Genomic DNA, 26,460 nt, shown 5'->3' with positions numbered 1-26,460 from the left:
CAGTCTCTCCGGTCCTCAGGCTTCGACGCGTTCGCGCGGTTGCTTGTCGGCATAGACGCGCTCCTTGAACGGGGCGATGCCGATGCGGGACAGGGTTTCGATAAAGCGCTCGTCCTCGATGCGGTTGGCAACGAAGGTGTCGATGATGCGGCTCACCACGTCGGGCATTTCCTCGGCGCTGAACGACGGGCCGATCACCTTGCCCAGCGCGGTCTGGTTGCCCTGGGCGCCGCCCAGCGTGACCTGGTACCACTCCGAACCGTCCTTGTCGACGCCCAGCACGCCGATATTGCCGACGTGATGGTGGCCGCAGGCGTTGATGCAGCCCGAGATGTTCAGCGAGATCTCGCCCAGGTCGTAGACGTAGTCGAGATCGTCGAAACGGTCCTGGATCGCCTGCGCGATCGGGATTGACTTGGCGTTGGCCAGCGAGCAGAAGTCGCCGCCGGGGCAGGCGATGATGTCGGTCAGCAGGCCGATGTTGGGCGTCGCCAGGCCGGCCTTCTTTGCCAGCTGCCACAGCGCGTACAGGTCCTGCTTCTTCACGTCCGGCAGCACCAGGTTCTGCTCGTGCGCGACGCGCAGCTCGCCGAAGCCGAACTGGTCGGCCAGGTCCGCCACGGTTTCCATCTGCGCGTCGGTGGCATCCCCCGGGGGCGACACCAGGCCCGGCTTGGTCGACAGCGTCACCGCGGCGTAGCCCGGCACCTTGTGGCCGTGCACGCTGCGGCTGACCCAGCGCGCGAAGGCCTTGTCCTCGAGCAGGTGCTTTTCGTACGAGGCATCGGTATCGGCCAGCTTTTCATACGCCGGCGGCGTGAAGTACTGCGCCACGCGGTCGAATTCGGCCTGCGTCAGCGTGGCCGGACCGTCCTTGCTGTGCTGCCACTCTTCCTCGACTTCCTGGGCGAACTTGTCGGCGCCGATGGCCTTCACCAGGATCTTGATGCGGGCCTTGTACTTGTTGTCGCGGCGGCCATAGCGGTTGTACACGCGGATGGCCGACTCGATGTAGGTCAGCATGTGCTGCCACGGCAGGTCGTCCTTGATCACCGTGCCCAGGATCGGCGTGCGGCCGAGACCGCCGCCGGCCAGGATGCGCAGGCGCACTTCGCCGTCGGCATTCTTGTAGGCGTAGACGCCGATGTCGTGCATCTGCACCACGGCCCGGTCGTCGGCCGAGGCCGAGATCGCGATCTTGAACTTGCGCGGCAGGAAGGCGAATTCCGGCTGGAACGTGCTCCACTGGCGCAGCAGTTCGGCCAGCACGCGCGGGTCCACCGACTCGTCCGGCGCCACGCCGGCGAAGTGGTCGGTGGTGATGTTGCGCACGCAGTTGCCCGAGGTCTGGATGGCATGCATCTCGACGCTGGCCAGCTCGGCCAGCACGTCGGGCACGCGCTCCAGCTCCATCCAGTTGTACTGGATGTTCTGGCGGGTCGAGAAGTGGCCGTAGCCGCGGTCGTATTCGCGCGCGATATGGGCTAGCTTGCGCATCTGCTTCGACGACAGCAGGCCGTACGGAATCGCCACGCGCAGCATGTAGGCGTGGCGCTGCATGTACAGGCCGTTCTGCAGCCGCAGCGGCAGGAATTCTTCCTCGGTCAGCTCGTCCGACAGGCGGCGGCGCACCTGGTCACGGAACTGGGCGACGCGCTCGGCGACGATGCGCTGGTCATATTGGTCGTACTGATACATGGCGGGGTCCGTTCAGTATTCGTTGAATTCAGGAAACGAGCTTGATGGCGACCAGCGTCAGCGTGGTCGCCAGGGCGGCGCGCACCAGCCGCTCGGGCAGCGCCCGCGACAGTTGCGCACCCAGCCAGATGCCGGGGATCGAACCCACCAGCAGCGCCAGCAGCAAATTCCAGTTGACCGTGCCAAGCCACACATGGCCCAGCCCGGCCAGCGCCGTCAGCGGGACGGCGTAGGCAATGTCGGTGCCGGCCACTTCGGCCGGCTTCATATGGGGATACAGCAGCAGGATCAGCGTGGCGCCGACCGCGCCGGCACCGATCGACGAGACCGTGACCAGCACGCCGATCACCGCGCCGACGATGATGGTGGCGATGACCTGCCTGCGGCCATGCAGCTGGAAGCGCGGGTTGCGTTCCAGCCAGGCCAGCATCTGGCGGCGGAACAGCAGCGACAGCACCGTCAGCAGCACCGACACGCCGATGGTCACGCGGATCGCATGCAGCCACCGGCCGTCGAGCTCGCCGGCGCTCTTCAGCACCAGGATGGCGGCCACCGCCGCCGGCAGGCTGCCGATGCACAGGCGCCGCACCACCTGCCACTGCACGTGGCCGTGGGCGCGATGCGCGATGGTGCCGAAACCCTTGGTGATGGCCGCGAAGGCCAGGTCGGTGCCGACCGCGGTGGCCGGCGAGAAGCCGAACAGCAGCGTCAGCAGCGGCGTCATCAGCGAGCCCCCTCCCACGCCGGTCAGGCCGACGAGGACGCCTACGAACAGACCAGAAACGGTATAGGCCAGGGACATGGGGGACTCGGTGTGGCGTGGCCCGCGGATCTCGCCCTGCAACAGGTTGGGGCAAGAAGGCGCACCGAGGGCAGGCCGTTCATTAACAAAGTTCGAGAATCGTAATAAACTGGCCTCATACCTCAAACTAATAAGAAGTTGTTTGTTTATACGAACGCAGATATATGAACTTGCACCAGTTTCGCTTTGTGCGGGAAGCCGTCCGACAGAACTACAACCTGACCGAGGCTGCTAAAGCGCTCTATACATCACAGCCCGGCGTATCCAAGGCCATCATCGAGCTGGAAGAAGAACTGGGCGTGGATATCTTCACGCGCCACGGAAAGCGCATCCGCAGCCTGACCGAACCCGGCCGCCGCATCCTCAGCTCGGTCGAGAAGATCCTGCAGGAGGTGGAAAGCCTGAAGCGCGTCGGCATGGACTATGCGGCCCAGGACCAGGGCAACTTCACCATCGCCACCACGCATACGCAGGCGCGCTATGCGCTGCCGCGCGTGATCAGCGAGTTCACCAAGCGCTATCCCAAGGTGCGGCTGTCGATCCAGCAGGGCAATCCGGCCCAGATCGCCGACATGCTGCTGCACGACCACGCCGACATCGGCATCGCCACCGAAGGCATCTCCAGCGACAAGAACCTGGTGTCGCTGCCGGGCTATCAGTGGACCCATATGGTGATTACGCCGCCCGACCATCCGCTGCTGGACAAGAAGCACCTGGCGCTGGAAGACCTGATGGGTTACCCGCTGATCACCTACGATGCCAACTTCGCCGGCCGGACCAAGATCGACAAGGCCTTCGCGCTGCGCCACCTGGCGCCGGACATCGTGCTCGAGGCCATCGACGCGGACGTGATCAAGACCTATGTGGAGATCGGGCTGGGCGTGGGCATCGTCGCCGGCGTCGCCTATGATGCCGAGCGCGACCGCAACCTGCGCGGGATCGCCGCCGGGCACCTGTTCGGCAGCAACGTGACCCACCTGGCCGTCAAGCAGGGGGCTTACCTGCGCAGCTTTGTCTACACCTTCATCGAGCTGTTCTCGCCGACGCTCAACCGCAAGCTGGTCGAGCAGGCCATGTCCGGCGAACACGAAGCCTACGAACTCTGAGGCGGCACCGCTGCCGCCCCGCTCTATATAAGAAAATCCACGATGCCTGCCCTGCATATCCCCACCTGCCGTCCGGAGGTCCTGTGAGCGACCTGCCCCGCATCCACTGGACCGAAAACGGCGTCGAGCACAGCGCCGCCTGGCGCTCCGAGGCCGGCCTGCCGCCGCCGCGGCGCGTGGTCGTCGCCGACGACACCACCAGCGCCGACAGCGCCTACCGACTTGCCTGCGAAGGCACCGCGCTGCTGTGGCGGGGCGATTTCCAGAACGCGCGCCAGCTGCTGAACGCGCTGGCCCGCCGCACCGAGCGCAAGCCCAAGAAGGCCAGCCGCCCCGGCAAGGCCCGGGATAAGGCCCGGGACAAGAGCCAGGCCGCGTCGCCCACCGAGGCCTTCCACCTGCACCGGCTGGCGCAGTCGCAGCGCGCGCGCACGCTGGGCATGCTGCTGCTGCCGTTCGAGGCCGGCCACCAGATCCCGCTGCGCCGCGCGCCCGATGTGCATGAGGCGTGCGAGCAGGTCTACGGCCCGGCCGGCGAGCCCTACGTGGCCTCGCTGCGCGAGCTGCTGGGCATGATCGGCGCGTTCGAGTGGCGCAGGAAGGGCGTCGAGATCCCGGCGCTGGAAGACCGCATCCACCCATGGTACGGCGTGTTCTCGCCGGTGCGCGGCGAGTACATCGACCTGGTCGCGGCCGAGCCGCTGCCGGCGAAGACGCTGGCCTTCGATATCGGCACCGGCACCGGCGTGCTGGCCGCGGTGCTGGCCCGCCGCGGCGTGCAGCGCGTGGTGGCCACCGACCAGGACCCGCGCGCGCTGGCGTGCGCGCGCGAGAACATCGGCCAGCTCGGCTACGCCGCGCAGGTCGAAGTGATCGAGGCCGACCTGTTCCCCGCCGGCCGCGCGCCGCTGGTGGTATGCAACCCGCCGTGGGTGCCGGCACGGCCGAGCTCGCCGGTCGAGCGTGCCGTCTATGACCCCGACAGCGCCATGCTGCGTGGCTTCCTGCAAGGGCTGCCCGATCACCTGGAGCCCGGCGGCGAGGGCTGGCTGCTGCTGTCCGACCTGGCCGAGCACCTCGGCCTGCGCCAGCGCGACGAACTGACGGGCTGGATCGAGGCGGCCGGGCTGAAGGTGCTGGGCCGCTCCGACATCCGCCCGCGCCACCCGCGCGCGGCCGATGCCGCCGATCCCCTGCACGCGGCCCGCTCGGCCGAAGTGACCTCGCTCTGGCGCCTGGGCGTGCGCTGACATCGCTGCCGCGGGGCCACGGTGCCGCGCCGGCCGAGTTCGGCTATCCTTTCCCGTCACATATAAGAACGGAGGAGACCATGCTGAAGCTGCCCCTGCGCCCCCTGCTGCTTGCCGCCGCGCTGTGCCTTGCCGGCGCCGCCCATGCCGACATCCGCGTCGGCATCGATGTGTCCACCACCGGGCCGGCCGCCTCCATCGGCATCCCGTCCAAGAACACCGTGCTGATGTGGCCGCAGACGCTGGGCGGCCAGAAGGCGCACTACATCATCCTGGACGACGGCACCGACCCCGCGGCCGCGGTGCGCAACGTGCGCAAGCTGATCTCCGAGGAGAAGGTCGACGTGATCGTCGGCCCCAACATCACGCCCACCGCGATCGCCGCGCTCGACGCCGTGGCCGAGGGCGAGACCCCCATGGTGGCGCTGGCCGCCTCGGCCGCCATCGTCGAGCCGCAGGCCGACCCCAAGCGCCGCTGGGCCTTCAAGATGCCGCAGAACGACTCGCACATGGCTACCGTGCTGACCGAGTACATGAGCAACCACGGCGTCAGGACGGTCGGCTTTATCGGCTTTGCCGACGCCTACGGCGAAAGCTGGTGGCGCGAGTTCTCGAAGCTGGCCGAGCTGCGCAAGATCCGGGTGGTGGCCAACGAGCGCTTCTCGCGCAACGACACCTCGGTCACCGGGCAGGTGCTCAAGCTGATGGCGGCCAATCCGGACGCGATCCTGATCGCCGGCGCCGGCACGCCGTCGGTGCTGCCGCAGAAGACGCTGGGCGAGCGCGGCTACAAGGGCAAGGTCTACCAGACCCACGGCATCGCCACCTGGGACTTCCTGCGCATGGGCGGCAAGGACGTGGAAGGCACGCTGTTCCCGACCGGGCCGGTGGTGGTCGCGCGCCAGCTGCCGGAGAGCCATCCGGTGCGCAGGGTCGCGCTGGACTTCGTCAATCGTTACGAAGCAAAGTACGGCGCCGACAGCGTGACGCAGTTCGCCGGCGATGCCTGGGGCGCGTGGATGCTGCTCGACGACGCCGCCCGCCGCGCGCTCAAGAGCGGGGCCCAGCCCGGCACGCGCGAGTTCCGCGCGGCCATGCGCGACGCGCTGGAAACCACCACCAACCTCACCATCCCCAATGGCGTGATGAACCTGAACCCGAAGGACCACCAGGGCTTCGACCAGCGCTCGCGCGTGATGGGGGTGATCCGCAACGGCAAGTTCGCCTATGCGGGCGACAAGTAGCCCGCCGCATCAACGTATCGACAAAGGAAGCATGGCATGAGCACGACTCCCACCCCCGTCACCATCGCCTTCATCGGCCTGGGCGCCATGGGCTCGCACATGGTGCGCCACCTGCTGGCCGCCGGCCACACCGTGCGCGCCTTCGTGCGCCGCCCGGAGGCCGCCGAGGCCGCGCGCGCGCTGGGGGCCGAACCGTTCTTCACTCCAGCCGAGGCGGCGCGCGGCGCCAGCGTCGTCTTCACCAACGTGACCTCGTCCGAAGATGTCCGGGAAGTCCTGCTGGGCGCCCAGGGCGTGATCCATGGGGTCGCGCCCGGCACCATCTGCGTCGACCACAGCACCATCTCGCCCATCGTCACGCGCGAGATCGCCGCGGCGCTGGCCGCGCGCGGCATCGAGGCGCTCGACTGCCCGGTCTCGGGCGGCACCATGGGCGCGGAGGCCGGCACGCTGACCATCATGGTCGGCGGCAAGGCCGAGATGCTGGAACGCGTGCGCCCGCTGCTCGAGCGGCTGGGGCAGACCATCACCCATATCGGCGACCACGGCGCCGGCCAGGTCGCCAAGCTGTGCAACCAGATCGCCCAGGTCGTCAATATCGAAGGCATTGCCGAAGCCATGCGCTTTGCCGCCGCGCAGCAGGTCGATACCGGCCGCGTGTTCGAGGCCATGGCGACCGGCATGGCCGGCAGCCGCATGCTCGACCTGATGGGCCCCAAGATGGTGGCGCGCAACTTTGCCGCAGGCATCGAGGCGCGGCTGCACGACAAGGACTTTGGCCTGGCGCGCGATATCGCCGAGGAAATCGGCCTGGAGCTGCCGGCGATGCAGGCCACCTCGGCGCAACTGCGCGCGCTGATGGCCAGGGGCTGGGGCAAGGACGATACCTCGTCGCTGCTGCGCGTGCTGGAGGGCTGAGGTCCCGGCCCGCGATGGCGGCTCAGCGCCCCACCAGCCGCAGCACCGCTTGCGTCAGCGCGCCGTCCGTGCTGACCAGGCTGTCCAGCACATTGAAGTGATGGCAGTCCGGCAGCACCAGGTCGCTCGCCGCCGGATGCGCCACCTTGGCCGGCCACGCCGCACGGATCAGCGCATGCTGGCGGTGATATTCGGCCGCCTCCAGCTCGCCCACCGCGATCGCCAGCGGTGCTTCGTCGGCGGGCGCCATGTACGCGGGCGACAGCCGCGCGACATCGGCTTCGGATAACTTCAAGTCGCACTGCAGGAAGGCCGCGCGCCGCAGGGGCTCCAGGTCGTACAGCCCGCTGACCGAGAGCCCGCCGCGGACCAGCCCCGCAGGCAGGTCGGCGCCGAGCTGCGGCCAGCGCGCGGCCATCAGCATCGCCACCAGGTGGCCGCCCACCGAATGCCCCGCCACGAACAGCCGCTGCGGGTCATGGCCGAGACGATCCGCCTGCCGGTACAGCCAGGCCACGCTGCGCAGCACCTGCCGCACGATCTCCGGCACCGTCGCCGCCGGCACCAGCGTGTAGTTGACCACCGCCACCGACACCCCCAGCGCCGGCAGCGCGCTGGCGACGAAGCTGTGGTCGTGCTTGTCCAGCGCGCGGTAATAGCCGCCGTGCACGAACACCAGCAGCGGCGGCAAGGCACCGTTGGCGCGCTGCGCGGGGAAGTAGTCCAGAGTCTCGCCGGACGCATGGCGCGCATCCGCGCCGGCATAGCTCAGGTCCGCCAGGTACTGGCCGCGCGCGCGCACCTGCGCGGACCACCGCGCCCAGCGCGCCAGATGCGCCGGGTTGTCCGGCACATTGGCGCGGTTGTTGTACTCGCGGTCATAGAAGGCGGGGTCCTGCGAAGGCAGGCTGGCAAGGCGCGCAAGCAAGTCTGGGTCGGTCATGGCGGTCGGGGTCGGCGCAATCGGTAGGGTTGGCGGGCGCAGGACTGGACGCCATGCTACCGGATTTGCGTGACCCCGGACCGCCCCGGCGCCGGTTGTCCGGTAGCGGGATTTCCGGCATAATCCCCGGCTCAGCCCGGCATCGGTTCCGATGCCGTCACACCTGCCCGGGTGGTGAAACAGGTAGACGCAGGGGACTCAAAATCCCCCGCCGCAAGGCGTGTCGGTTCGAGTCCGACCCCGGGCACCATCTCCAGACTTCCCCAACGTCCTCGCCCTCGTCCCCGAGTGCGCCGCAAGCCTCCCGGCCAGCAGCCCGCATCGGCATTGCCGTCGCGCCAGTGTTGCGCGCCCGCTGCGCCTGTCGGACTGCGTCCACTGGCACACCGCCCCCGCGCTTCCTATCCTATGACATTGCCTTAGACCGGAGCCCTGCGTGAAACGACCCGCCCCCCTCGCCATTTGCGCCCTCGCCTGCGCCACCCTGCTGGCCGGCTGTGCCGGCGCCAACATGGAAAGCCTGACCCAGGCCGGCGGCAGCCTGTTCACCGCCGCCACGCTGTCGGACAGCAACGTCAAGACGCTGTCGGACCAGTCCTGCGCCGAGATGGACAAGAAGAACACCATCGCGGCGGCCAACAGCACCTACGCGCGGCGGCTGGCCACCGTGATGAGCGGCCTGGGCAATACCGGGCTGCCGCTCGACGCCAAGGTCTACGTGACCAAGGACATCAATGCCTGGGCCATGGCCAACGGCTGCGTGCGCGTCTACAGCGGGCTGATGGACCTGCTCAGCGACGACGAGGTGCGTGGCGTGGTCGGCCATGAGATCGGCCATGTGGCGCTGGGCCACACCAAGGCGGCGATGCAGGTGGCCTACACCGCGGCCGCGGCGCGCGGCTTGCTGGGGTCGACCGGCATCGCTTCGCTGACGGCGCTGTCGTCGTCGCAGATCGGCGCGCTGGCCGAGCAGTTCGTCAATGCGCAGTTCTCGCAGCGCCAGGAAACCGCGGCTGACGATTACTCCTTCGACCTGCTGACGAAGAACGGCGCCAACCGCCAGGCGCTGGCGTCGGCATTCCGCAAGATGTCGACGCTCGATGGCGGGCAATCGAGCATGATGAGTTCGCACCCGGGTTCGCTCGAGCGCGCCAAGCATATCGAAGCGCGCCTGGCCGGCGGGCGCTGAGCCCGTCGCATTCGTCCTTGCCGCCGCACCCGTCCGGGTGAGGCGGCCCCTCCCTCCGGCGGGTGCGCGCCGCGCCTTTGCGTCGCGCCATCCATCCCGCTGCGCGCAGCCGCGCCATCCGTGCGCGCAATGTTGACTGCGTTTAATTCACCGACAAAAGCTTTCACTACGCCGGCCCCGGAGCGGCAGAGATAATCCTTTCGCTGCCTCGACACGGCCATGCCGTCGCACGCGTTGCCTGCGTGCCAACACCGCAAAGGGCCAGCGTCGCCATGATCGCCCTCGCGCCCAGGGCCGGTATGCCGCGTCACGCACCGCGGCACCTGCGCGCACGCCGCCTGCGAGGCCGAGCCCCAGCGCCCCCACGCCCGGATGCCACAACTCGCCCAACCTGCCTCACTCTTTCCAGGAGCCTTCGATGGATTGGTTGCATGAGATTTTCCAGAAGTCGCCCGAGTCTGCGCTGTTCCTTGCGCTGGCGGTCGGCTACGCGATCGGCAAGATCACGTTCGGGCGCTTCCAGCTGGGCGGCGTGGCCGGCTCGCTGCTCGCCGCGGTGGTGATCAGCCAGGTCGGCGTCGAGATCGACAACGGCGTCAAGGCAGTGATGTTCGCGGTCTTTATCTACGCGGTGGGCTATGAAAGCGGCCCGCAGTTCTTCAACTCGCTGAACCGCAGCTCGCTGCGCGAGATCGCCATGGCGGTGTTCATGGCGGTGTGCGGGCTGGTCACGGTGGTGGTGCTGGCCAAGCTGTTCCATCTCGACAAGGGACTCGCGGCGGGCCTCGCCGCCGGCGGCATGACGCAGTCGGCCATCATCGGCACGGCGGGAGACGCCATCACCAAGCTGGGGCTGCCGCCCGACCAGGTCAAGACGATGCAGGCCAACGTGGCGATCGGCTATGCGGTGACCTATGTGTTCGGCTCGCTCGGCGCCATCATCGTCTGCGTCAACATCCTGCCGCGCTTCATGAAGTCGGACCTGAAGACCGATGCCAAGAAGGTCGAGGCCCAGCTCAACGGCGGCCTGCCGCAGTACGGCCCGGGCCAGCGCGGCGCGCTGCCGCGGCTGGTCGGCCGGCTCTATCGCATCAACGATGCGACCGGACAGACTGTCGCACAGCTGGAGATGGGCGGCGAGGACCTGGTCACCGTTGAGAAAGTACAGCGCGGCGGCAAACAACTCGAGGTCACGCAGGACCTGGTGCTGGAGCACGACGACCTGGTGCTGCTGGTCGGACGCCGCGACGCCATCGTGCCGGCCGCCGCGCAGATCGGCGAGGAAGTGGCCGATGCCGACGGCATGGGCGCGGTGATGCAGTCGCGCAACGTGGTGTTCACCGCCAAGGGCATGAACAACAAGACCGTCGCCGAGATCGTCGACATGGTCGGGCGCGACATGCGCCACGGCGTCTATATCGAGCGCATCGAACGCTATGACCACCCGCTGCCGCTGCTGCCCGAGCTGAAGCTGCAGCACGGCGACGTCATCACTCTCTACGGTACCCCGGCCGATACCAAGCGCGCGGCGCAGAGCGCCGGCTATGAGCTGGTGCCGAGCGAGAAGACGGACTTCGTCTACTTCGGCGCCGGCGTGCTGGTGGGCCTGCTGGTGGGGCTGCTGGTATGGCGCATCGGCTCGATTCCGCTGACGCTGGGCGCCGGCGGCGGCGCGCTGCTGTCCGGGCTGGTGTTCGGCTGGGCGCGCTCCAAGCACAAGATGTTCGGCGCCATGCCGACCGCCGCGTGCCAGCTGCTGAAGGACTTCGGCCTGGCCGCGTTCGTCGCCATCGTCGGCATCAACTCCGGCCTGCAGGCCGTGACCACGCTGCGCCAGAGCGGCCTGACCATCTTCATGCTGGGCGCGGTGGTGACGCTGCTGCCGCTGTTCCTGACCATGCTGTTCGGCCGCTACGTGCTGAAGTACGACAACGCCGCGCTGCTGGCCGGCGCGCTGTCGGGCTCGCGCAGCGCCAACCCGGCCTTCGGCGGCATCCTGGACAAGGCCGAAAGCCCGGTGCCGACGGTGCCGTTCGCCATCACCTATGCGCTCGCCAACGTGCTGCTGACGTTGCTGGGTCCGCTGGTGGTGGGCCTGGTCTAGCGCGTTTCCCTTTGCCCTCTCCGCTGCTGCGCGGGCCGTGCCGCTGGTGCCGGCCCGCCAACCCAACCGACAAGCGTCTACACAGGAGCAAGCCATGAGCAAGTTCGATATCTCCAAGCTGTCCAGCCTCTCGCCGTTCGAACTGAAGGATGAACTGATCAAGCTGGCCAGCAGCGACGCCGAGCGCCTGATGCTCAACGCTGGCCGCGGCAACCCCAATTTCCTGGCGACGGTGCCGCGCCACGGCTTCTGGCAGCTCGGCCTGTTCGCGATGCGCGAATCGGAGCGCTCGTTCTCGTACATGCCCGAAGGCGTCGGCGGCTTCCCGCGCCGCGAAGGCATCGAAGAACGCTTCGACCTGTTCGCGCGCGAATTCGCCGACACCCCGGGGGTCAAGTTCCTGGCCGGCGCGGTCTCCTACGTGCGCGACCAGCTTGGCCTGAGCGCGGGCGACTTCCTCTACGAGATGTGCGAAGGCATCCTGGCCTGCAACTACCCCGTGCCCGACCGCATGCTGCGGCTGTCGGAAACCATCGTCAGCCAGTACATCCGCAAGGAGATGATCGGCAATCATCCCTTCATCGGCGACTTCGATTTGTTCGCGGTCGAAGGCGGCACCGCGGCCATGACCTACCTGTTCAACACCATCCGCGAGAACCACCTGCTCAAGGCCGGCGACACCATTGCGCTGGGCATGCCGATCTTCACGCCGTATATCGAGATCCCGGAACTGAACGACTACCAGCTGGTGGAACTGTCGGTCGACGCCGATCCGGATTCGCGCTGGCAGTACTCGAAAGAGCAGCTCGACAAGCTGCGCGATCCCAAGGTCAAGGCCTTCTTCCTGGTCAACCCGAGCAACCCGCCATCGGTGCGCATGAGCGACGAGAGCCTGGAATACCTGGCCTCGATCATCGAGGAGCGACCCGACCTGATCATCCTGACCGACGATGTCTACGGCACCTTTGCCGACAACTTCGTCTCGCTGTTCGCGATGTGCCCGCGCAATACCATCCTGGTGTATTCCTTCTCGAAGTACTTCGGCGCGACCGGCTGGCGCCTGGGCGTGATCGCTACGCACCGCGACAATATCTTCGACCTGCAGATCGGCAAACTGCCGGAAACCACGCGCCAGGAACTGAACAAGCGCTACAGCTCGATCACCACCGAGCCGCAGAAGCTCAAGTTCATCGACCGCCTGGTCGCCGACAGCCGCACGGTCGCGCTGAACCACACCGCCGGCCTGTCGACGCCGCAGCAGGTGCAGATGGTGCTGTTCTCGCTGTTCTCGCTGATGGATACGCCGGACGACTACAAGAACGCGATGAAACGGCTGATCCGCAGCCGCAAGGCCGCGTTGTACCGCGAGATCGGCATCGCGCCGGAGAGCGACGACCCCAACGCCGTCGACTACTACACGCTGCTCGATCTGGAGCAGCTCGGCGGCAAGGCGATCGGGCCGGACTTCGTCAAATGGGTGCTGAATTCGGTCGAGCCCAACGAGCTGCTGTTCCAGCTGGCCGACGAGGCCGGGGTGGTGCTGCTGCCGGGCCGCGGCTTCGGCACCCGCCATCCGTCCGGGCGGGTCTCGCTGGCCAACCTGAACGAAGCGGACTACGCCAAGATCGGGCGCTCGATCCGCAAGCTGTTCGAGACCTACGTGGAGAAGTACAACGAGGTCACCGGCAGCAAGGTGAGCAGGAACGTGGTGAAGAAGTAGGCCTGCACCCGCGTTCCCTCCAGCCCGGCATCACGCCGGGCTTTTTTCGTCCTGGCGGTCCTCAACGGGACTCGACAAACTCCAGCAGCGTCGCCAGCATGCCGCGCAGCGCCGGCTGCAGCGCGGTGGCCCGTGCCTCGTCATAGGCGAACGGATACGCCTCGCTCATGTAGGCGCACTGCGACAGCTCCAGCTGCACCGCATGCACGCCCTCGCCCGGCTTGCCGTATTGCCGCGTGATGTAGCCACCCTTGAAGCGGCCGTTGAGCACCGCGGTATGGCCTGGCACCGCGCTGGCCTGCTCCAGCAGCTGGCCGGCCAGCGCGGCGTCGCAGCTGTCGCCGTTGGCGGTGCCGAGGTTGAAGTCGGGCAGCTTGCCGTCGAAGAAGCGCGGCAGCACCGAACGGATCGAATGCGCATCCCACAGCGCGACCGTGCCATGCGCGGCCTTCAGCCGTGCCAGTTCGTCGGCCAGCGCCTGGTGGTACGGGCGCCAGATCGCGTCGCGGCGCGCGGCGATCTCGGCGTCGTCGGGACCGTTGCCGTCGGCATAGAGCGGCGTCTTGTCGAAGGTATCGACCGGGCACAGGCCGGTGGTGTCCTGGCCGGGATACAGGTTGGCGTTGTCGGGCGGGCGGTTCAGGTCGACCACGTAGCGCGAGTGCGTGGCCGCGAGCACCGATGCGCCCAGTTCGCGGGCGAAGTCGTACAGGCGCTCCAGGTGCCAGTCGGTGTCGGGCACGGTGCGGGCCTCGGCGGTCAGGCGCTGCGAGACCGATGCGGGCAGGTGCGTGCCGACATGCGGCATCGATACCAGCAGCGGGCGCGTGCCCCGGTGCAGGGTGAAGGCGGGGGTATCGGTGGAAAAGGACATGATGGTTGCGATGCTGTGGGCGTGCGCCCGGTTTCAGTCGGCCAGCAGGCTGGCGCGCGCCGCGATGAACAGGCGCCCGGCGTCCGCCTGCAGCGGATGCGCGCCATGCTGCACGCGGCTGCGGCCGGCGGTGCGGACTTCCGCTAGTGTCTCATGGCCGTGGCAGGCGAACACGTGCGTGGCCAGTGCCTGCGGCCCATCGAGTCCCGCCAGCGTCGGATGCGCGCCGTCCAGCACCACGAAGTCGGCCTGCTGGCCCGCTGCCAGCCCGGCCACCGCGCGGCCCGACGCACGTGCGCCCCCGGCCGCCGCTTCCAGGTACAGGCGGTCGGCCACCTGCGCGTGGGTGTCGGATGCGAGCACGTTGCGGCGCTGCAGGCCGAGCCGCTGGCCGTATTCGAACAGCCGCAACTCCTCCGCCACGCTGACGCTCGCATGGCTGTCCGAGCCGATGCCCCATGCGCCCTGCTGCGCCAGGTAGGGCGCGGCCTCGAACACGCCGTCGCCCAGGTTGGCCTCGGTGGTGGGGCAGATGCCGGCCACCGCGCCGCTGTGCGCCAGGCGCCGGCGCTCGTCCCAGTCCATGTGGGTGGCATGCACCAGGCACCAGCGCGCATCGACTTCGACATGGTCGAACAGCCACGTCACCGGGCGCGTGCCCGACCACGCGATGCAGTCGTCGACCTCCTTCTGCTGCTCGGCGATATGGATATGGACCGGGGCCTGCGCGTCGATCGCGCGCAGTCCCGCCAGCGCATGCACCAGGCTTGCCTCCGGCACCGCGCGCAACGAGTGCGGTGCCAGCCCGAGGCGCGCGCCGGACTTGGCGCACGCGGGATGCAGCCGTTCCAGCAGCTTCAGCATCGCATCGGTGTCGTGCAGGAAGCGCTGCTGCCCGGCCAGCGGCGGCTGGCCGCCAAAGCCCGCGGTCTGGTACAGCACCGGCAGCAGCGTCATGCCGATGCCGGTGCGCTGCGCCGCGCGCAGCAGCCGCAGCGACATCTCGGCGGCATCGGCATAGGGCCTGCCGCCTTCGTCGTGATGCACGTAGTGGAACTCGCACACGCTGGTGTAGCCCGCGCGCAGCATCTCGATATAGAGCTGGGTGGCGACCGCTTCCAGCGTGTCGGGCGAGAGCCGCTGCGCAAAGCGGTACATCAGCGTGCGCCAGCTCCAGAACGAATCGGCACCGGCCGGATCGTCGCCTTGCGGGCGGCTGCGGAATTCGGTCAGGCCGGCAAAGCCGCGCTGGAACGCGTGCGAATGCAGGTTGGGCATGCCCGGCAGCACCGGGCCCGCCGCCTGCGGCACGCCAGCGGCAGGCGCTGCCCCCGGCTGCACGACGGTGAAGCGGCCCGGCTCGTCCCAGGCCAGCAGCACATCGCGGGCCCAGCCGTCCGGCAGCAGCGCAAAAGGCGCAAACAGTTGCCCGCTCATGCTGCCGCTCCCTCGCCCGCATGGACGCGCCCCTGGCGCACCACCGTCGCGACCGGATTGCGGCCGAACCAGTACGCCAGCTCGGCCGGCGAATCGATGCGCCACAGCGCGAAATCGGCAACCCGCCCCGCTGCCAGCCGCCCATGGCGATCGGCGGCGCCCAGCGCGCGTGCCGCGTGCCGGGTGACCCCGGCCAGCGCCTCCGGCACCGTCAGCCGGAACAGCGTGCAGGCCATATTCATCATCAGCAGCAGCGACGTCACCGGCGAGGTGCCGGGGTTGTGGTCGGTCGAGATCGCCATCGGCACGCCGTACTGCCGCAGCAGCGCGATCGGCGGCAGGTTGGTGTCGCGCAGGAAGTAGTAGGCGCCCGGCAGCAGCACCGCGACCGTGCCGGCTTCGGCCATCGCGGCCACGCCGGCTTCGTCGAGATGCTCGAGATGGTCGGCCGAGAGCGCGCGGTGGCGTGCCGCCAGCGCGGCGCCGCCGAGGTTGCTGAGCTGCTCCGCATGCAGCTTGACGCGCAGCCCGTGGCGCGCGGCGGCGTCGAACACCCGTTCCGTCTGCGCGATCGTGAAACCGATCGACTCGCAGAAGGCATCGACGGCATCGACCAGGCCTTCGCCGGCCAGCGCCGGCAGCATGGTGTTGCAGACCAGGTCGATATAGTCGTCGGCACGGCCGGCGTATTCCGGCGGCAGCGCATGCGCGCCGAGGAAGGTGGTGTAGACCGAGATGCCGAAATGCTCGCCCAGCCGGCGCGCCACGCGCAGCTGCTTGCGTTCGGCTTCCAGGTTCAGCCCGTAGCCGGACTTGATCTCGATGGCGGTGACGCCCTCGGCCAGCAGCGGCCGCAGGCGCGCCGCGGCCTGCGCGAACAGCGTGTCTTCGTCGGCGGCGCGCGTGGCGCGTACCGTCGACACGATGCCGCCGCCGGCGCGCGCGATATCTTCATAGCCGGCGCCGGCCAGGCGCATGGCGAATTCGTCGGCGCGCTGGCCGCCATAGACCAGGTGCGTGTGGCAATCGACCAGTCCCGGCGTGATCCAGGCGCCGTTGGCGTCATGGCGCGGTGCGCCGCGCCAGGCCGCGGGCAGTTCTGCCGCCACGCCAAGCCAGGCGATGCGCCCGTGCTCGACCACCAGCGCGGCATCGCGGATCGCCTGCGCGGGATCGGCATCGGGCAGCAGGTGGCAGTTGTGCCAGACGCCATCCGCGCTGGGGGCGAACGGCAAGGAAGTCGGTGTCATTGGCCAGGCTCCATCTCGAGGGTGACGCACAGGCACAGGGCCGCGTCACCGGCAGGTTCAAACGCGTGCGTCGATGCGGAACCGGCCGCGCGCGACAGCAACCCTTCGCCCGGCTGCAGCCGCAGGGCGTCGCCCTTTGCCTGCCAGGTACCGCTGACGGCCAGCAGGCACAGCGTGTGGCTGCCGGCGCTGACCGCAAACCCTGCGCGGAACGCTTCGACGCGCGCGCGGCAGTATCCGCGCCGCGTCATCACGTTGAAGTCGCGCGTGGCGCCATCGAGCAGCGCCGACTGCAGGCTGGTATCGCCGGAAAACGCGAACGGCTCGCCGACGCTGGCCAGGCGATGGCTGAAGCTGCCGTCGTCCGCGCGCAGCGCCACCCCCGCGCCGTCGAGCAGCACGATCTGGCGGTCGATGCCGGGAAACGCCGAGAACGGCCCATCGCGTTCGATATCGGCCACGCTCAGGCGCCAGACAAAGTCATCCATGCCGGCACCCGGCGGCCACACCGCGATCTCGCGCGTGTTGCCGCCGCCGTTCTTCCAGCGCGTGGGCGCGATGTCGGCCAGCGCGAATGATTGAAACGGCGATAGGCTCATAGGCCCTTCACCATCGGCAGGTCCAGGCCCTTCTCGTGCGCGCAGGCGATGGCGAGGTCATAGCCGGCGTCCGCATGGCGCATCACCCCGGTGGCCGGATCGTTCCACAGCACGCGCTCGATGCGCTTTGCCGCCGCGTCGGTGCCGTCGCACACGATCACCACGCCGGAGTGTTGCGAGAAGCCCATGCCGACGCCGCCGCCATGGTGCAGGCTGACCCAGGTGGCGCCGCCGGCGGTGTTCAGCAGGGCGTTCAGCAGCGGCCAGTCCGACACCGCGTCGGAGCCGTCGCGCATGGCTTCGGTCTCGCGGTTGGGCGACGCCACCGAGCCGCAGTCCAGATGATCGCGGCCGATCACCACCGGCGCCTTCAGTTCGCCCGACTTCACCATCTCGTTGAAGGCCAGTCCTGCGCGATGGCGTTCGTCCAGCCCCACCCAGCAGATCCGCGCCGGCAGGCCCTGGAAGGCGATGCGGTCGTGCGCCATGTCGAGCCAGCGATGCAGGTGCTTGTCCTCGGGGAACAGTTCCTTCATCTTGGCGTCGGTCTTGTAGATATCCTCGGGGTCGCCCGACAGCGCGACCCAGCGGAACGGGCCCTTGCCGCGGCAGAACAGCGGGCGGATATAGGCCGGCACGAAACCGGGGAAATCGAAAGCGTTCCGCACGCCTTCGTCGAACGCCACCTGGCGGATGTTGTTGCCGTAGTCCACCGTCGGCACGCCCATCTTCTTGAAGTCGAGCATGGCCTGCACGTGCCTGACGATGGACGGGCGCGCGGCGGCTTCCACCGATTTGGGATCGTGCTGGCGCGCATGCTCCCACTGCGCGACGGTCCAGCCTTGCGGCAGGTAGCCGTTGACCAGGTCGTGCGCCGAGGTCTGGTCGGTGACGATATGCGGGCGCATGCCGCCGGCCTGCGCCCGCTTTGCCAGCTCCGGCACGATGTCGGCGGCGTTGCCGAGCAGGCCGACCGAGATCGCTTCCTTCCTGGCCGTGGCCTCGGCGATCATCGCCAGCGCTTCGTCGAGCGTGGTGGCCTTCTGGTCGAGATAGCGCGTGCGCAGGCGGAAGTCGATGCGCGATTCCTGGCATTCGATGGCCAGCACGCAAGCGCCCGCGAGCACGCCAGCCAGCGGCTGCGCCCCGCCCATGCCGCCCAGGCCCGCGGTCAGGATCCACTTGCCCGACAGGTCGCCGTTGTAATGCTGGCGACCGGCCTCGACAAAGGTCTCGTAGGTACCCTGCACGATGCCCTGCGTGCCGATGTAGATCCACGAGCCCGCGGTCATCTGGCCGTACATCATGAGCCCGGCGCGATCAAGTTCGTTGAACTTGTCCCACGTTGCCCAGTGCGGCACCAGGTTGGAGTTGGCGATCAGCACGCGCGGCGCGTCCGGGTGCGTGCGGAACACGCCGACCGGCTTGCCCGACTGCACCAGCAGCGACTCGTCCTCGCCCAGGCGGCGCAGGCTGTCCAGGATGGCATCGAAGCATTCCCAGTTGCGCGCCGCCTTGCCGATGCCGCCGTACACCACCAGGTCCTGCGGCCGCTCGGCCACGTCAGGATCCAGGTTGTTCTGGATCATGCGATAGGCGGCTTCGATCAGCCAGTTCTTGCAGTGCAGCTGGATGCCGCGCGGCGCGCGGATCTCGCGCTGGCCGCGTTGCAGGGATTGGGATTCGGGAGCGTTCATGTGTTGTTCTCCTTTTGGGATGGCGCTGGTGGCGCGATCAGATCGGTGTCAAGGCATTGGGTGCGTCGCCGGCTTCCGGATACGCATCAACTTGCGTTGGTCGGCAAAATCGCCCTGACTGCCTGCGGCCAGCCCGCCCCCGCATCCCCCTGCACCACCCACTGCTTCATCGCTTCGATATCCGGCGCCAGGTAGCGGTCGCCTTCCACAAAATCCACCCGCGCACGGATGCGGGCCAGTTCCTGCTCCACCAGCGGCGACGACTTCAGCGGCCGGTGGAATTCGATGCCCTGCGCCGCGGCCATCGCCTCGATGCCGACCACCACCGCGGTGTTGGCCGCCATCTCGCCCAGCCGGCGCGCGCCATAGGTGGCCATCGACACATGGTCTTCCTGGTTGGCCGAGGTCGGCAGGCTGTCGACGCTGGACGGATGCGCCAGCGACTTGTTTTCCGAGGCCAGCGCGGCGGCCGTCACCTGCGCGATCATGAAGCCGGAATTCAAGCCGCCGTCGCGCACCAGGAACGGCGGCAGGCCGGACAGCCCGGTATCGAGCAGCAGCGCCAGCCGGCGCTCGGAGATCGCGCCGATCTCGGCGATCGCCAGCGCGATGATGTCGGCGGCAAAGGCCACCGGCTCGGCGTGGAAGTTGCCGCCGGAGACCACATCGCCCTGCTCGGAGAACACCAGCGGGTTGTCCGACGCGGCATTGGCTTCGATCTGCAGGATGCGCGCGGCGTGCTGCAGGTTGTCCAGGCATGCGCCCATCACCTGCGGCTGGCAGCGGATCGAATACGGGTCCTGCACGCGGCCGCAGGCCTTGTGCGAGTCGACGATCTCGCTGCCATCCAGCATCGCGCGCACCGCGCCGGCCACGGCGATCTGGCCGGCCTGGCCGCGCGCGGCATGGATGCGCGCGTCGAACGGCTTGACCGAGCCCTTGATCGCCTCCAGCGACAGCGCGCCGGCGACCAGGCCCGCGGCAAACGCGTCTTCGGCGGCGAACAGCCCGGCCAGCGCCAGCGCGGTCGACACCTGGGTGCCATTGAGCAACGCCAGGCCCTCCTTCGGGCCTAGTTCGAAAGCCTTCAGGCCGGCATGGGCCAGGCCTTCGGCGGCCGGCACGCGCTTGCCGTCGACCAGCACCTCGCCCACGCCGATCAGCGTGCACGACATATGCGCCAGCGGCGCCAGGTCGCCCGAGGCGCCGACCGAACCCTTGGCCGGGATGCACGGCGTCACGCCGTGGTTGACCAGCGCCAGCAAGGCCTCGATCAGTTCTGGCCGCACGCCCGAATGGCCGCGCGCCAGGCTGACCGCCTTGGTTGCCAGGATCAGTCGCACGGTGTCCCCGGCCAGGTCGGGGCCGGTGCCGACGCTGTGCGACAGCACCAGGTTGCGCTGCAGCTGCGCCAGCTTGTCGTGCGGGATGCGGCTTTGCGCCAGCTTGCCGAAGCCGGTGTTGATGCCGTAGACCACGGCGTCGGCGTCGATGATGTCCTGCACCGTGGCCTGGGCGGCGCGCACGCCGGCCCAGGCGGAATCGGCCATGGCCAGGCGCACTTCGCCACGGTAGATGCGGCGCAGGTCGGCCAGGGTGACTTGGCCCGGCTGCAGGGTCAGCAGCGGACGAGAGGCGTGGTCATGTGGGCTGGCAGTCATTTGTATGTTCCTGTCTATACAGCTTAGGTAAAAATTTCAGGTAGCAGGCGGATTCTTGTGGAATCAGCCGAACGCGGGGTTGCCGTCGGCGCGGAAGCGGCTGCCGAGGCGATAGCGGTTGCCCGGATGCAGGCAGCGCACGAAAGTCACCGGCACGCCGTTGGTCCAGGTGCGGCGCGTCAGCATCAGGCAGGCCTGCGTGGGCGGCATTTCCAGCTGCGCGGCCTGCTCCGGCGTGGCGGCAATGGCATCGACCACATGCTCGACCTGGTCGTAGGGCACGTGGCGCAGCAGGTATTCGCCGGGCTGGGTCTCGCTGAAATCCTGGGTGATGAAGTCGGGTGCCACGCGCGGATTGACGTAGCGGTCCTCCAGCTGCACCGGCACGCCGTCCTCGCGGTGCACGCAGACGGAATGGAACACCGATTCGCCGGTGCGCAGCTCCAGTGCCGCGGCCACCTCGATCGACGCCGAGACCCGCTCCACCAGGATCACGTCGCAGGCGTAGTCGTGCCCCCGCATGCGGATCTCGTCTTGCAGGTTGACCACCGACAGCAGCGTCGACTGCGGCTTGTGCTCGGCGACGAAGGTGCCCACGCCGGCCACGCGCACCACCCGGCCCTGCTCCTGCAGCTCGCGCAGCGCCCGGTTGACGGTCATGCGCGAGACGCCGAAGCGGTTCACCAGTTCCTGCTCCGACGGCACCCGGTCGCCCGGCTGCCACGCGCCGCTCTGGATCTGGCGGGCGATGTACTCCTTCACCTGCTGGTAGAGCGCGGTGGGAGAGGCAGAAGCGGAAGTCGGGTTGCCGGCGGCGTGGTTCATAAGGTCTTAGTGCTCGGCCGCGGCCATGGCCTCGGCGCGGATTTCCTCGGTCAGCCGCGCCTTGAGCGCGGAGAACTCCGGAGTGGTCTTGATCGTGTAATGGCGCGGATGCGGGAAATCGACCGCGATCTCGCTCTTGATCCGACCCGGCCTGGCGGAAAACACCGCCACCCGGTTGGCCATGAAGATGGCCTCGTCGATATCGTGGGTCACGAATAATACCGTCTTGCGCGAGGCCTCCCAGATGCCGAGCAACAGCTCCTGCATCAGCACGCGGGTCTGGTTGTCGAGCGCGCCGAAGGGCTCGTCGAGCAGCAGGATCTTGGGGTCGTTGGCCAGCGCGCGCGCAATCGCGGTGCGCTGCTGCATGCCGCCGGACAGCTGCTTGGGGAAATGGTGCTCGAAGCCGCGCAGCCCCACGCGCTGGATGAAGAAGTCGCTGCGCTCTTTCTGCTCGGCCGCGCTCATGCCGCGCTCGCGCAGGCCGAAGCGCACGTTCTGCTCGATCGTCAGCCACGGGAACAGCGTGTACGACTGGAACACCATGCCGCGGTCGGCGCCGGGCGCGAACACCGGCTGGCCGTCGAGCAGCACGCGCCCGCTGGTCGGGGTATCCAGGCCCGCGACGATGCGCAGCAGCGTGGACTTGCCGCAGCCCGACGGACCCAGGATGGTGACGAAGTCGTTGTCGCGCACTTCGAAATCGACCGGCTGCAGCGCCAGCGTCTGGCCGCCGCGCGGGTTGGAGAAGGTCCGCGAGACCTGCTGGATGGACAGTGCGCTCATTGGATCGAACTCCACGGGAACAGGCGCTGGTTGGCGCGCTTGAAGACAAGGTCCGAGACCAGGCCGATGCAGCCGATCACGATGATGCCGAAGATGATCTGCCCGGTATTGAGCAGCGCCTGGCTGTCGGTGATCATGTGCCCGATGCCCGACGACGAGCCGATCAGTTCCGCCACGATCACGTAGGTCCAGGCCCAGCCCAGCACCAGCCGCAGGATCTCGGCGATTTCCGGCGCCGCGCCCGGGATCAGCACGCGCCGCACGATGCCGGCGCTGTTGGCGCCCAGCGTGTACGCGGCCTCGACCAGGTCCTTGCGCGCGCCGCCGACCGCCACCGCCACCATCAGCACGATCTGGAAGAACGAGCCGATGAAGATCACCAGCAGCTTCTGGGCCTCGCCGATGCCGGCCCACAGGATCAGCAGCGGGATAAAGGCGGACGCCGGCAGGTAGCGGCAGAACGAGACAAAGGGCTCGAAGAAGGCCTCGGCCGCCTTGTACGCGCCCATGAAGATGCCCAGCGGCACCGCGATCACCGCCGCCAGCACGAAGCCCCCGACCACGCGCCACACCGTCATGCCGATGTCGCCGATAAAGTTGTGCTCGGTGAACAGGATCAGGCCCTCTTTGGCCATCGTCATCGGATCGGCCAGGAACGTGCGCGGCACGAAGCCGCCCAGCGTCACCGCGGCCCACACGCCGAAGAACAGCACGAAGAAGGACAGGCCCAGCATCCAGCGGGTGTTGGGCGCCACCGGCACCAGCGGTGCCAGCCACGGATGGCGCCGTCGCTGCGGCGCTTCCCCGGCGGGGGCCGCCACGGCGGCGGCCGGGGCGGGAGAACCAATACGGGCTTGCGTCATGACGTCACGCCTCCTGAGAACTGCCGGGTTACTTGAGGAAACGCGCGTCGTACAGCTTGGTCACGTCCGGCACCTGGCGGATCACGCCGATGTCCAGCAGCACCGCGGCGGCTTCCTTGCTGAAGCTGGCGAGCTCGCCCTCGAAGAATTTCTTGTTGGCCTCGCGGTCCTGCCAGCGCAAGTAGGCGGACGACTTGGCGAACTGCTCGCCGGTCTGCTTGACCGCCGCACCCATGATGTCGTTGGCCTTGGCCGGTTCCTTGCGGATCATCTCGAGCGCCTCGAAGTAGCTGTCGACCAGCGCCTGCGCGGCCTTGGGATTGTCCTTGAGCCACTTGGGCGCGCAGCCGAGCGTGTCGGTCACCATCGGATAGTCGAGCGTGGTCGCCAGGATCTTGCCCTTGTCCGGGTTCTGGCGCACCGTCGACAGGTACGGCTCATAGGTCATCGCGCCGTCGTTCTGGCCGGCCACGAAGGCTTGCGCCGCGGCCTGCGGCGACAGCGTGGTGGTCTTCACGTCCTTGAGCGACATGCCGTTCTTCTTCAGCATCCAGGCCAGCCCGAAGTACGGCGCGGTGCCCGGCGCATCGACACCGATGGTCTTGCCCTTCAGGTCGGCAAAGCTCTTCACGTCGGCGCGCACGGCCAGGCCGTCGGCGCCGTAGGACTTGTCGAGCTGGACGATCTGGGTGATGGGCACGCCATTGGCGTTCCAGGCCACATGGGTTTCCACGGTGGTGGCCGCGCACTGGATCGCGCCGGAGGCCAGCGCCAGGTGGCGGTCCTTCTGCGGGATCATCTTGATCTCGACGTCGACGCCGTTCTTCTTGAAGATGCCCGCCTTGTCGGCCAGCGTCAGCGGCGCGAAGCCGGTCCAGCCGCTCATGCCCAGCGTTACCGGCGTGTTCTGCGCGTGCGCCGCGCCGGCCACCAGGGCCGCAGCCAGCACTGCCACCTGCCCTGCCACCCGACCGCGAAACCTGCTTGGATTCCTCATCTGTACGCTCCTTTGGTGTGTCCGTCGACGTCAGGCCATGCATGTGGCCGTGCTCGTTTTCGGGCATTAAACAATGCCTGTATATACAAGTCAACGTAGGGCTTCCACCAAGCAACCAGGCGGATAATCGCCTTAAAAAGCGCATTCCATCGCGGAACCGCCCTTCAGGCAATGCACCGTCCTGGTCCCGGGCGTGAACCGCGGGCACCAGTCGGGCGCGTGAAAAGTGTTGCTGTATAGACAGGAACCGGAAGACGCAGTGGGGCAGCAAGCCCCGTGCCAGCGGCACGGGGACGGCCTTGGTGCAATCAGCCGAAGAAGTCGGCGACGGTGGGATAGCGCAGCCGCAGGCGCAGTTCGCGCTTGAGCCGGCGGTTGTCGAGCCGGCGCGACTCGCTCATGAAGCTCAGCAGGGTCTTGTCGATCACCTGGAGCGCCTCGCCGCGCGTGATGCGCGGCGGACGCGGCAGCCCGCGGCGCTCGGCGACGAGGTCGAAGTAATCCGCCATGCGCAGCTCGGTATCGTCGCTGGCGTGGACCACGCGCTGCGGGCGGCCGCGGAACAGCGCCGCCACCATGATGCGCGCGAGGTCGTCGGCGTGGATGTGGCTGGTATAGACGTCGTCCTGCGGCACCAGTGCCGGGGTGCCGCGCTTGAGCCGGGCCAGCGGCAGGCGGTCCTCGGCGTAGATGCCGGGGATGCGCACAACGCTGGTGCGCCAGCCGGCATCGCGGCCGAACCCGCGCACCGCCTGTTCCGCCGCGACGCGCCGGCGCGCGCGGGCGGTCTGGGGCCGCACCGGATGGAACTCGGCCACGCGCGCGCCCTGGCGATCGCCGTAGACGCCGGTGGTGCTGGCGTAGACAAACGCAGCGCGGGGCCGGGTACGGTCGGGTAGAATGGCGGGCTCGCCGGGAAGCATGCCGGCAGCCGTCCTGGCACGGCGCCACGCGGTCCGGCGCCAGGTGGTCCGGCGCAATATGGCGAGCAGTGCACGCGTGCGCGGATCGCCTTCGCCCTGCCCGGGTGGCGGCGCCAGGTCCAGCACCCGCGTGGCCAGCCCGCGCAGCCGTGCCAGCGTGGCCGGCCGGTCCAGGTCCGCCACCAGCGGCACCGCACCGGCGGCACGCAGTTCGGCGCGGCGTGCGGGCTGCGAGGTCACGGCGAAGACACGCATGCGCGACGACAGGATTCGCAGGCAGCGCGTCCCCACATCCCCGCAGCCGACGATCAGCAGGCGCGGGCGGCCCAGCCGGCGCGCTGGCGCCGGCAGTTGCGGTGGTTGCGGGAATCGCGCGGGCTGCAGCTTCGACAGAATTTGGCTCATAGACCGATTATGGCTTATCAAGTAACCGTCATGCCCAGCGGCCACAAGTTTGAAGTGGCCGCGGACGAAACCATCCTCGGCGCGGCCCTGCGCCACAGCATCGGGCTGCCGTACGGCTGCAAGAACGGCGCCTGCGGTTCGTGCAAGGGCCGCGTGCTCGAAGGCAGCATCGTGCAGGGCGACCATGCCCCGTCGGCGCTGACCGCGCAGGAAAAGACCGAGGGCCGCGCGCTGTTCTGCTGCGCCAATGCCAGCTCGGACATCACCATCGAATGCCGCGAGGTCCATGGCGCCGGCGACATCCCGATCAAGAAGGTGCCGTGCCGCGTCACTTCGCTGGAGCGCCTGGCCGACGACGTGATCGCGATCAAGCTGCAGCTGCCCGCGACCGAACGCATGCAGTACCTGGCCGGCCAGTACGTCGAATTCCTGCTGCGCGACGGCAAGCGCCGCAGCTATTCGATCGCCACGCCGCCGCACGAGGACGGCCCGATCGAACTGCATATCCGCCATATGCCGGGCGGCGCCTTCACCGACTACGTGTTCGGCGCGAAGGAAGGCCAGCCGGCCATGAAGGAGCGCGACATCCTGCGCTTCGAAGGCCCGCTGGGCAGCTTCTTCCTGCGCGAGGAATCGGAAGCGCCGATCATCCTGCTGGCTTCGGGCACCGGCTTCGCCCCGATCAAGGCCATCGTCGAGCATGCCGCCTACACCGGCATCCAGCGCCCGATGACGCTGTACTGGGGCGGCCGCCGGCCCAAGGACCTGTACATGCACGCGCTGGCCGAGCAGTGGGCGCGCGACCTGCCCAACTTCCAGTACGTGCCGGTGGTCTCCGACGCGCTGCCGGAAGACAACTGGCAGGGCCGCACCGGCTTCGTCCACCAGGCGGTGATCGCCGACTTCCCCGACCTGTCGGGCCACGAGGTCTACGCCTGCGGCGCGCCGGTGATGATCAACGCCGCGCGCGGCGACTTTACCCGCCAGTGCAAGCTGCACGAAGACGCCTTCTTTGCCGACTCGTTCACCTCCGAGGCCGACCTGCACCCGGCCACGCCGGCGGCCTGAGCGCCGCCCGCGAGCCGTTCCGCCAGCGCAACAATGCCCGGGCCCGCCAAAATTCGTTTTGACACCCGGGCCCGTGCGCCTTATATTTGCCCGCATGCACA

The 26,460-nt window shown here is 68.4% G+C and carries 22 protein-coding genes and 1 tRNA gene; 9 read left to right on the top strand and 14 right to left on the bottom strand.

Going from position 1 to position 26,460, the window contains the following annotated elements; genetic code table 11:
* Window positions 1-15 precede the first annotated feature (15 nt).
* On the bottom strand, window positions 16-1,698 hold the full coding sequence (gene nirA, locus FHX60_RS01755) for a nitrite reductase NirA (RefSeq protein ID WP_183282385.1): 1,683 nt from the start codon (window positions 1,696-1,698) through the stop codon (window positions 16-18).
* Window positions 1,699-1,726: 28 nt separating this feature from the next.
* Window positions 1,727-2,500 carry a sulfite exporter TauE/SafE family protein gene (locus tag FHX60_RS01750; protein WP_092306625.1) on the bottom strand — a complete coding sequence of 258 codons (774 nt, stop codon included), beginning with the start codon at window positions 2,498-2,500 and terminating at the stop codon, window positions 1,727-1,729.
* A 164-nt stretch (window positions 2,501-2,664) separates the two neighbouring features.
* On the opposite strand from FHX60_RS01750, the gene FHX60_RS01745 reads away from it, so the two are divergent.
* From FHX60_RS01745 to FHX60_RS01730, 4 genes are all read left to right on the top strand, one after another.
* Window positions 2,665-3,606 carry a CysB family HTH-type transcriptional regulator gene (locus FHX60_RS01745; RefSeq protein WP_092306623.1) on the top strand — a complete coding sequence of 314 codons (942 nt, stop codon included), beginning with the start codon at window positions 2,665-2,667 and terminating at the stop codon, window positions 3,604-3,606.
* A gap of 83 nt (window positions 3,607-3,689) precedes the next feature.
* Entirely contained in the window at window positions 3,690-4,856 is a 1,167-nt protein-coding gene (locus tag FHX60_RS01740; protein ID WP_183282384.1) for a methyltransferase, read from the top strand.
* Window positions 4,857-4,936: 80 nt separating this feature from the next.
* Window positions 4,937-6,100 carry an ABC transporter substrate-binding protein gene (locus tag FHX60_RS01735; protein WP_092306619.1) on the top strand — a complete coding sequence of 388 codons (1,164 nt, stop codon included), beginning with the start codon at window positions 4,937-4,939 and terminating at the stop codon, window positions 6,098-6,100.
* A gap of 36 nt (window positions 6,101-6,136) precedes the next feature.
* Window positions 6,137-7,018 carry an NAD(P)-dependent oxidoreductase gene (locus tag FHX60_RS01730; protein ID WP_183282383.1) on the top strand — a complete coding sequence of 294 codons (882 nt, stop codon included), beginning with the start codon at window positions 6,137-6,139 and terminating at the stop codon, window positions 7,016-7,018.
* Between the two features lie 22 nt (window positions 7,019-7,040).
* Here FHX60_RS01730 and FHX60_RS01725 read toward each other — a convergent pair whose 3' ends face one another.
* On the bottom strand, window positions 7,041-7,961 hold the full coding sequence (locus FHX60_RS01725; protein ID WP_183282382.1) for an alpha/beta hydrolase: 921 nt from the start codon (window positions 7,959-7,961) through the stop codon (window positions 7,041-7,043).
* Between the two features lie 165 nt (window positions 7,962-8,126).
* On the opposite strand from FHX60_RS01725, the gene FHX60_RS01720 reads away from it, so the two are divergent.
* The 4 genes from FHX60_RS01720 to FHX60_RS01705 all read left to right on the top strand — a co-directional run bounded on the left by FHX60_RS01720 (window position 8,127) and on the right by FHX60_RS01705 (window position 12,974).
* Window positions 8,127-8,211 (top strand) — tRNA-Leu (locus tag FHX60_RS01720).
* Window positions 8,212-8,397: 186 nt separating this feature from the next.
* Window positions 8,398-9,150, top strand: coding sequence for a metalloprotease LoiP (loiP, locus tag FHX60_RS01715; protein WP_112774353.1), 753 nt, complete (start codon window positions 8,398-8,400; stop codon window positions 9,148-9,150).
* 418 nt (window positions 9,151-9,568) lie between these two features.
* Window positions 9,569-11,254, top strand: a complete 1,686-nt coding sequence (gene aspT, locus FHX60_RS01710) for an aspartate-alanine antiporter (protein WP_112774352.1) — start codon at window positions 9,569-9,571, stop codon at window positions 11,252-11,254.
* 94 nt (window positions 11,255-11,348) lie between these two features.
* Window positions 11,349-12,974, top strand: coding sequence for a bifunctional aspartate transaminase/aspartate 4-decarboxylase (locus FHX60_RS01705; RefSeq protein WP_092306609.1), 1,626 nt, complete (start codon window positions 11,349-11,351; stop codon window positions 12,972-12,974).
* Window positions 12,975-13,035: 61 nt separating this feature from the next.
* Here FHX60_RS01705 and hutG read toward each other — a convergent pair whose 3' ends face one another.
* From hutG to FHX60_RS01650, 11 genes are all read right to left on the bottom strand, one after another.
* Window positions 13,036-13,848 carry an N-formylglutamate deformylase gene (gene hutG / locus FHX60_RS01700; protein ID WP_112774350.1) on the bottom strand — a complete coding sequence of 271 codons (813 nt, stop codon included), beginning with the start codon at window positions 13,846-13,848 and terminating at the stop codon, window positions 13,036-13,038.
* Window positions 13,849-13,881: 33 nt separating this feature from the next.
* Window positions 13,882-15,285, bottom strand: a complete 1,404-nt coding sequence (locus FHX60_RS01695; RefSeq protein WP_183282381.1) for a formimidoylglutamate deiminase — start codon at window positions 15,283-15,285, stop codon at window positions 13,882-13,884.
* Window positions 15,282-16,535 carry an imidazolonepropionase gene (hutI, locus tag FHX60_RS01690; RefSeq protein WP_183282380.1) on the bottom strand — a complete coding sequence of 418 codons (1,254 nt, stop codon included), beginning with the start codon at window positions 16,533-16,535 and terminating at the stop codon, window positions 15,282-15,284. The genes FHX60_RS01695 and hutI overlap by 4 nt, the downstream gene beginning before the upstream one ends.
* A complete protein-coding gene (locus tag FHX60_RS01685; protein WP_183282379.1) occupies window positions 16,532-17,134 on the bottom strand; it encodes a HutD/Ves family protein in 603 nt (200 codons plus the stop codon). Before FHX60_RS01685 ends, hutI begins: the two co-directional genes overlap by 4 nt.
* A complete protein-coding gene (gene hutU, locus FHX60_RS01680; protein ID WP_183282378.1) occupies window positions 17,131-18,831 on the bottom strand; it encodes a urocanate hydratase in 1,701 nt (566 codons plus the stop codon). The genes FHX60_RS01685 and hutU overlap by 4 nt, the downstream gene beginning before the upstream one ends.
* An 86-nt stretch (window positions 18,832-18,917) precedes the next feature.
* Entirely contained in the window at window positions 18,918-20,492 is a 1,575-nt protein-coding gene (gene hutH, locus FHX60_RS01675) for a histidine ammonia-lyase (protein WP_092306595.1), read from the bottom strand.
* A gap of 63 nt (window positions 20,493-20,555) precedes the next feature.
* Window positions 20,556-21,317, bottom strand: coding sequence for a histidine utilization transcriptional repressor HutC (gene hutC / locus FHX60_RS01670; protein WP_112774344.1), 762 nt, complete (start codon window positions 21,315-21,317; stop codon window positions 20,556-20,558).
* Between the two features lie 6 nt (window positions 21,318-21,323).
* Entirely contained in the window at window positions 21,324-22,103 is a 780-nt protein-coding gene (locus FHX60_RS01665; RefSeq protein ID WP_012353726.1) for an ABC transporter ATP-binding protein, read from the bottom strand.
* A complete protein-coding gene (locus tag FHX60_RS01660; RefSeq protein WP_112774343.1) occupies window positions 22,100-22,966 on the bottom strand; it encodes an ABC transporter permease in 867 nt (288 codons plus the stop codon). Before FHX60_RS01660 ends, FHX60_RS01665 begins: the two co-directional genes overlap by 4 nt.
* A 28-nt stretch (window positions 22,967-22,994) precedes the next feature.
* Entirely contained in the window at window positions 22,995-23,963 is a 969-nt protein-coding gene (locus FHX60_RS01655) for an ABC transporter substrate-binding protein (RefSeq protein WP_183282377.1), read from the bottom strand.
* 308 nt (window positions 23,964-24,271) lie between these two features.
* A complete protein-coding gene (locus tag FHX60_RS01650; protein ID WP_183282376.1) occupies window positions 24,272-25,291 on the bottom strand; it encodes an NAD-dependent epimerase/dehydratase family protein in 1,020 nt (339 codons plus the stop codon).
* Between the two features lie 9 nt (window positions 25,292-25,300).
* On the opposite strand from FHX60_RS01650, the gene FHX60_RS01645 reads away from it, so the two are divergent.
* Complete coding sequence (locus FHX60_RS01645) at window positions 25,301-26,359, top strand: CDP-6-deoxy-delta-3,4-glucoseen reductase (RefSeq protein WP_112774341.1); 1,059 nt, start codon at window positions 25,301-25,303, stop codon at window positions 26,357-26,359.
* Window positions 26,360-26,460 lie beyond the last annotated feature (101 nt).

It is taken from the genome of Cupriavidus alkaliphilus, assembly GCF_014191175.1.
Taxonomy (GTDB): domain Bacteria; phylum Pseudomonadota; class Gammaproteobacteria; order Burkholderiales; family Burkholderiaceae; genus Cupriavidus; species Cupriavidus alkaliphilus.
Note: the sequence above shows the minus strand (reverse complement) of the source record. Positions and strands in the feature narration are given on the sequence as shown.

Coding starts and splice junctions, on each gene's coding strand:
- FHX60_RS01645 (WP_112774341.1), top strand. CDS start 25,301: ATGGCTTATCAAGTAACCGTCATGCCCAGCGGCCACAAGTTTGAAGTG.
- FHX60_RS01695 (WP_183282381.1), bottom strand. CDS start 15,285: ATGAGCGGGCAACTGTTTGCGCCTTTTGCGCTGCTGCCGGACGGCTGG.
- aspT (WP_112774352.1), top strand. CDS start 9,569: ATGGATTGGTTGCATGAGATTTTCCAGAAGTCGCCCGAGTCTGCGCTG.
- FHX60_RS01660 (WP_112774343.1), bottom strand. CDS start 22,966: ATGACGCAAGCCCGTATTGGTTCTCCCGCCCCGGCCGCCGCCGTGGCG.
- FHX60_RS01745 (WP_092306623.1), top strand. CDS start 2,665: ATGAACTTGCACCAGTTTCGCTTTGTGCGGGAAGCCGTCCGACAGAAC.
- hutG (WP_112774350.1), bottom strand. CDS start 13,848: ATGTCCTTTTCCACCGATACCCCCGCCTTCACCCTGCACCGGGGCACG.
- FHX60_RS01685 (WP_183282379.1), bottom strand. CDS start 17,134: ATGAGCCTATCGCCGTTTCAATCATTCGCGCTGGCCGACATCGCGCCC.
- FHX60_RS01735 (WP_092306619.1), top strand. CDS start 4,937: ATGCTGAAGCTGCCCCTGCGCCCCCTGCTGCTTGCCGCCGCGCTGTGC.
- FHX60_RS01725 (WP_183282382.1), bottom strand. CDS start 7,961: ATGACCGACCCAGACTTGCTTGCGCGCCTTGCCAGCCTGCCTTCGCAG.
- hutU (WP_183282378.1), bottom strand. CDS start 18,831: ATGAACGCTCCCGAATCCCAATCCCTGCAACGCGGCCAGCGCGAGATC.
- nirA (WP_183282385.1), bottom strand. CDS start 1,698: ATGTATCAGTACGACCAATATGACCAGCGCATCGTCGCCGAGCGCGTC.
- FHX60_RS01730 (WP_183282383.1), top strand. CDS start 6,137: ATGAGCACGACTCCCACCCCCGTCACCATCGCCTTCATCGGCCTGGGC.
- FHX60_RS01655 (WP_183282377.1), bottom strand. CDS start 23,963: ATGAGGAATCCAAGCAGGTTTCGCGGTCGGGTGGCAGGGCAGGTGGCA.
- FHX60_RS01650 (WP_183282376.1), bottom strand. CDS start 25,291: ATGAGCCAAATTCTGTCGAAGCTGCAGCCCGCGCGATTCCCGCAACCA.
- hutI (WP_183282380.1), bottom strand. CDS start 16,535: ATGACACCGACTTCCTTGCCGTTCGCCCCCAGCGCGGATGGCGTCTGG.
- FHX60_RS01705 (WP_092306609.1), top strand. CDS start 11,349: ATGAGCAAGTTCGATATCTCCAAGCTGTCCAGCCTCTCGCCGTTCGAA.
- hutH (WP_092306595.1), bottom strand. CDS start 20,492: ATGACTGCCAGCCCACATGACCACGCCTCTCGTCCGCTGCTGACCCTG.
- FHX60_RS01750 (WP_092306625.1), bottom strand. CDS start 2,500: ATGTCCCTGGCCTATACCGTTTCTGGTCTGTTCGTAGGCGTCCTCGTC.
- hutC (WP_112774344.1), bottom strand. CDS start 21,317: ATGAACCACGCCGCCGGCAACCCGACTTCCGCTTCTGCCTCTCCCACC.
- FHX60_RS01665 (WP_012353726.1), bottom strand. CDS start 22,103: ATGAGCGCACTGTCCATCCAGCAGGTCTCGCGGACCTTCTCCAACCCG.